The organism is Spirillospora sp. NPDC049652 (genome assembly GCF_040675125.1).
Classification (GTDB): Bacteria; Actinomycetota; Actinomycetes; order Streptosporangiales; family Streptosporangiaceae; genus Spirillospora.
Genome location: NZ_JBFAOF010000512.1, coordinates 1 through 5211, shown reverse-complemented (window position 1 = coordinate 5211; position 5211 = coordinate 1). Strand labels below are relative to the sequence as shown.

The following is a 5211-nucleotide window of genomic DNA, read 5'->3' as shown; positions in this document are numbered from 1 at the left end:
TGTCGTCCTGGCGGCGGACGGTCCACACCACCCCGCCGCCGAGGGTGCGGAAGGTGTCGGCGTGCCGGGCTCCGGCGAGCTTGGCGTCCAGGTCGAGGGTGCGGGCCTCCAGCGACTCGGCGAACGCCAGGGACTCCAGCAGGTTCTCGACCTCGTCGGCGGTGACGTCGGGCAGCTTCTGGCCCAGGTGCGCCGCGAGCGCCTCGGTCGCGGTGCCGCCGACGTAGATCCCGTTCTCCGTGCCGGAGACCAGCGGGTTGGCGGTCGAGCCGGCGGCGGCGAAGGTGAGCTGGGCGTAGCAGACCGTGGCGGTGGGCCGGACGGCGTCCGGCGGGACGCTCCAGCCGAGGTCGTTCTCGATCGCGGCGCGCCAGTCGGAATCGGCCGCGTACCGGGTGAGGGCGTCCTGCGCGGAGTCGGTGAACCAGCCGAGCACGTCGTAGCGCAGCCCCGCCGGCGGGATGCCCGGGTGCTGCGGGTCGTAGAAGCCGAAGACGCTGTGACAGTTGGCGTAGCTGGCGGCGAAGGCCGGTTCGCCGTAGCCGACGACCGACAGCAGCGGCAGGCGGTCGGCCACCGCGCCGGCATCCCAGGATCGCAACGGGATCGTGCGGCCGAGCCGGCGGAAGGGGCGCGGGCCGCCGGTGACGGGGTAGACGATGCCGTCGCCGACGTCGGACAGGGCGTCGCTCTCGACGATCCACTGGCCGTCGACCACGTTGTCCTGGCTGCGCGTGACCAGCCACCGGTTCGGCACCGCGGGGATCCGGGTCTTGTCCTTCCGCCGATCCAGCCGGGTGAGGCCGTCCGGCAGCGCCCAGTGCAGGTGGACGCCGGGGCGCAGGCGCACCGTGTCGTCCTGGAACGGGTCGGGCAGCAGGATCTCGCTGAGGTAGGGCAGGTCGCCGTGCACGTCGGCGCCCGAGACGGGGTCGGTGTGCGGGAGCCGGGTGAAGTCCGGTGTCGTCCGCACGGCGTCCTTCTCATGCTCCAGGCACAGCGCGTCCAGGCGCACCGGAACGACAAGTAGATCGGGCATCGCCACACTCCCCGGTCCGCGGCTCCGCCCGCCGCCTACTGATCACCCGTCATGGCCAGGTTCAAGGTAAATGCGGCCTCTGCCGTTGAGAAGTGGCCGTCTGAGCGGCCGGGAATTAGCGGGCAGCCCTTTTTCGGGTTCGCCGGCGCTCATTTTCGGGCCCGTTCGCCGAAACGCCGCAGCGAATCACGCTCCGGCGACGGCAATTCTCGGCGTTCCCGTCTCATCAGTCCGCGACCGGACGCCGTTCGCGTCGCCGTTCCACTCTGGTCATGGGTCTCCAGCGGCGCCTCGGACGCTTCCTCTCCGTTTCCGAGTGGGCGTCCTGAGTCACCGCGTCCGTGTCCGGCCGTCCGTATCGGGCCATCCTGGTTTGCGCGATTTCCGCCGCCAGATCTGCCACGCGGGGGCGGGCAGGTCCGCCAGTCCTACCGTGAGGGCGGGGAGGACCAACTCGCCGCGTTAGGCCCGGTCGTCAATGCCGTCGCCCAATGGAACAACCGTTACACAGCACTTGGTCCTGGCCGGGCTAGGCTCGCTCGGGCACGGGGGCCCAGAGGCGGTCGGCGTCGCCTGCCTCCAGCCGGCCCCGGTAGACGTCGATCTTGTGGTCGATGAGTTCGAGGCTCGTCCGGATCTCGGCGAGCCTGGCGCGGACGTCGGCCCGGTGGGCCTCCAGGAGGGCCAGCCGTTCCTTCTCGTTGCCCTGGCCGGCGGCGACGAGCTCGGCGTAGCGGCGGATGCCGCTGATGGGCATGCCGGTGGCGCGGAGCCGGGTGCACACCGTGATCCACTCCAGGTCGAGCCGATGGTAGCGGCGGCGGCCGGTGGCGGTGCGGTCGATGGCGGTGACGACCAGGCCGGCGCGCTCGTAGTAGCGGAGGGTGTGGACGCTGACCCCGGTACGCGCGGCGGCCTCGGCGATGCTCAGGCCCGAGTCCGGGATGGCGGAGTTGACTTCGAGCACGCTCTAAATTCTAACGTCCCGGACATGGTCTCTTCCACGCTCAGCCGGCGCCGCCGGCTTCTGGTTCTCGCGATCTGCTGCGCCAGCGTCATCGTGGTGGTGATGGACATCTCCATCGTCAACGTGGCGCTGCCGGCGATACGTCACGACCTGCACGCCTCGGTGTCGAGCCTGCAATGGACGGTCGACGCCTACACCCTGGTGCTGTCGGCCTTCCTGGTGATGGCCGGGTCGACGGCCGATCGGATCGGGCGCCGGCGCGTCTTCCAGGCCGGGCTGGCCACGTTCGGGATCGGGTCGCTGCTGTGCGGCCTGGCGCCGAGCATCGAGTGGTTGATCGCGGCGCGTGTGCTGCAGGCCGTGGGCGGCACGATGCTGAACCCGGTGGCGATGGCGATCGTCGTCGCCGCGTTCCCCGACAGGGCCGAGCGGGCCAGGGCCATCGGCGTCTTCGGCTCGATGTCGGGGCTGGCGCTGGCGCTGGGACCGATCCTGGGAGGCGCGCTCGTGGACGCCTTCGGCTGGCGTTCGGTCTTCTGGGTGAACGTGCCGGTCGTGGCCGCCGCGGTGGTGGCGGTGGCGCTGTACGTGCCCGAGTCGTGCGCCCCGAGGGCTCGCCGCTTCGACCCGATCGGGCAGGTCCTGGTGACCGCGACGCTGGGCAGCGTGGTGTACGCGATCATCCAGGCGCGCGAGGCGGGCTGGACGTCGCCGCTCATCCTCGCCCTGCTCGCCGCGGCCGCGGTCGGCCTGGCCGCCATCATCGGGTACGAGTCGCGGCGCGAAGACCCGCTGCTGGAGCTGCGGCTGTTCCGCAGCGTGCCGTTCAGCGCGGCGATCCTGATGGCGCTGTGGGCCCTCTGCGGGTTCGGCGCGTTCCTGTTCGTGACCACGCAGTACCTTCAGGATGTACGCGGCATGTCGGCGCTGGCGGCGGGGCTGTGCATGCTCCCGGTCGGGCTTCTGGTCGTGGCCCTGTCCCCGCGCGTCGGACGGCTGATCGCCACCCGCGGACCTCGCCTGCCGCTGGTGGTCGCCGGGACCGCGCTGGCGCTGGGCGGCGGCGCGTCGCTCCTGCTCGGGCCGTCCAGCCCGATCCCGGCCGTGCTCGGGGTCTACCTGCTGTTCGGCGTCTTCCTGGGCACCGTCAACCCGCCCATCACCAACACCGCGGTCTCCGGAATGCCCGCCTCGATGGCCGGGGTGGCCGCCTCGCTGGCCTCCTCCGGACGTCAGGCCGGCACCACCCTGGGCGTCGCGATCTCCGGGACGGTCGTGGGCTCGACGACCGGAGGCCAGTTCACCGGCGCGGCGCACGGCGTGTGGTGGATGGTGGTCGGCCTGGGCGCGGGCGTGGTAGGCCTCGGACTGCTCAGCACCGGCCGCTGGGCCCTCGCGACCGCCAACCGCGCCGCCGCACTGTTCGAGGCCGTCGACCGTGGCACGCCGGTACCGGACGCTCCACTCCTCCGCCGTTGATTGCGCTTGGCGCGCTGCCGCAGACAACGGGGCCGCTCCGGGCCGGATGTTCCTCGACCATTGCCGGCCGGTCGCACGCACCCGAGTCCCGGTGTCGCGGGCACTTGTCAGGGGTTCCCTGACGGACTAGTTTTGTCAGGGAACCCCTGACGAAAGGCTCGCCGTGAACCGCTGCTCGTTCTGCAACCGCTCAGCCGACGACGTCGACACCCTGGTCGCCGGGGCCGGCGTTTACATCTGCAATGACTGCGTGGCTTTGAGCGCCGACATCATCAAGAGCCAACCCGCGGGGCCGAAGCGCACCACCCCCGTCTGGGAGGGCGTCGACGACGACGCTCTTCTGGCGCACCTGCCGCGCATCGACGCGATCCGGCACCAGGTCGACGACGATCTGCGCTCCTGGGTCGGCGAGGCCCGCCGTCGCGGCATGTCCTGGGACCGTATCGGCGAAGCGCTCGGGATGCGCCGCCAATCGGCGTGGGAACGGTTCTCGTGACCCGCCCAGAGCGCCGCCGGACACGGACACCTCGACGGTGGTGAGGTCGCCGGACGTGGCTGCGTTCGCTCAGGTGACCCGCGCGGCCACCAGGGTCTCGAAGGTGTAGGGCCGCAGCCCATCGGTACGGCCGGTGAAGTACCGCTGCTGAAGGTCTGCACGTGCGGGGTGGTCCACGACCTTCAGCCCGCACCGGCTGATCAGCCTCTCGATCTCGGTGGCCGACCAGCCGGGCTGAAGAGGCTCGCCCACGGAAGCCGCGATCGGCATATAGATCTGGGCGAATCGCGTCCCCACGTCGTCCAGCACACGGTCCTCGGCCCGGTAGGAGAACACCACCTCAGACCCGGGAGCGGCAGCCGCGATCGTGCGCAACATCGACTCGATCGCCTGCGCCGTCAGATAGGGGGCGACACCCGTCCAGCAGAACATCGTCGGCTGCGCCCAGTCGAACCCCGCCGCCCCGAGAGCACCCTGAACCGGTTCGGCCTCGAAATCAACCGGCACGAACACCTGCGAGCCGCTGAGCGGCAGGCCGAGTTCTGTGACCCGCTGGAGCTTCCATGCCTGGGAAGCAGGATGATCAACCTCGAACACCGTCAGCGAGCCGAGCAGATCCGGCCGCCGCCACGCGAACGAGTCAAGCCCCGCGCCAAGAATCACGTACTGCGTGAAGGCGCCGGCGGTCAGCCTGTCCTCGGCGTACCGGCTGCGGGTGCAGACAGCCGCGCGGGACTCGCGACGGACCGGGCCGGGGAACAGCGGATCGAACCGGTCCCGCAGCTCCCGCCATACCGGGCCGACAAGCACCAGGGCCAGCACATCATCCAGTACCCACGGCGAAGCCGTCTCCAGGCGAAGCAGTCCGCGCGACACGGCCGCGAACATCGCCGTCCTGCTCGGCGCGCTCTCCATGCATGCCTCCCCGCCGGCCGGAAGCCACGCGCGCCCGCCCTGCGTACTTCACAGGATGCGCCTGAAGCGCCCTGGCGGCCACAGCCAGACCCCCTGCCGCCACGTTCTGCCAACACGGCTGCCAATGCGACCAAGTCCCCGGACGCTCACCGTCCGCTCCCGCTCCGACGAAGACCACTCCTGGACCGAGAATGTTCTCGGCACCACCACGCCCGTATTCGCCTAGGGCGTGTTTTGTGGATCGTGGTTGAGCCACAGGATGAGGCTGGCGATGGTGACGACGGCGCGGTAGTGCGCGGCGAGTTTGATGCCCCT

General features: G+C 70.8%; 5 protein-coding genes. 2 read left to right on the top strand and 3 right to left on the bottom strand.

Annotated elements, in window-relative coordinates; genetic code table 11:
• Both AB0J52_RS26565 and AB0J52_RS26560 read right to left on the bottom strand, forming a co-directional pair.
• A partial coding sequence (locus AB0J52_RS26565; RefSeq protein ID WP_500185026.1) for a hypothetical protein occupies positions 1-1039 on the bottom strand: 1039 nt, incomplete at its 3' end.
• Positions 1040-1568: 529 nt separating this feature from the next.
• Complete coding sequence (locus AB0J52_RS26560) at positions 1569-2006, bottom strand: MerR family transcriptional regulator (protein ID WP_500185025.1); 438 nt, start codon at positions 2004-2006, stop codon at positions 1569-1571.
• 24 nt (positions 2007-2030) lie between these two features.
• Here AB0J52_RS26560 and AB0J52_RS26555 point away from each other — a divergent pair, with 24 nt between their 5' ends.
• Positions 2031-3485 carry an MFS transporter gene (locus tag AB0J52_RS26555; RefSeq protein WP_500185024.1) on the top strand — a complete coding sequence of 485 codons (1455 nt, stop codon included), beginning with the start codon at positions 2031-2033 and terminating at the stop codon, positions 3483-3485.
• A 163-nt stretch (positions 3486-3648) separates the two neighbouring features.
• The gene (locus AB0J52_RS26550) at positions 3649-3981 is read left to right on the top strand and encodes a ClpX C4-type zinc finger protein (protein WP_500185023.1); all 333 of its coding nucleotides are present in this window, start codon (positions 3649-3651) and stop codon (positions 3979-3981) included.
• 69 nt (positions 3982-4050) lie between these two features.
• On the opposite strand, the gene AB0J52_RS26545 is transcribed toward AB0J52_RS26550, so the two are convergent.
• On the bottom strand, positions 4051-4896 hold the full coding sequence (locus tag AB0J52_RS26545; protein ID WP_500185021.1) for a class I SAM-dependent methyltransferase: 846 nt from the start codon (positions 4894-4896) through the stop codon (positions 4051-4053).
• Positions 4897-5211: the final 315 nt, after the last annotated feature.

Coding starts and splice junctions, on each gene's coding strand:
- AB0J52_RS26545 (WP_500185021.1), bottom strand. CDS start 4,896: ATGGAGAGCGCGCCGAGCAGGACGGCGATGTTCGCGGCCGTGTCGCGC.
- AB0J52_RS26555 (WP_500185024.1), top strand. CDS start 2,031: ATGGTCTCTTCCACGCTCAGCCGGCGCCGCCGGCTTCTGGTTCTCGCG.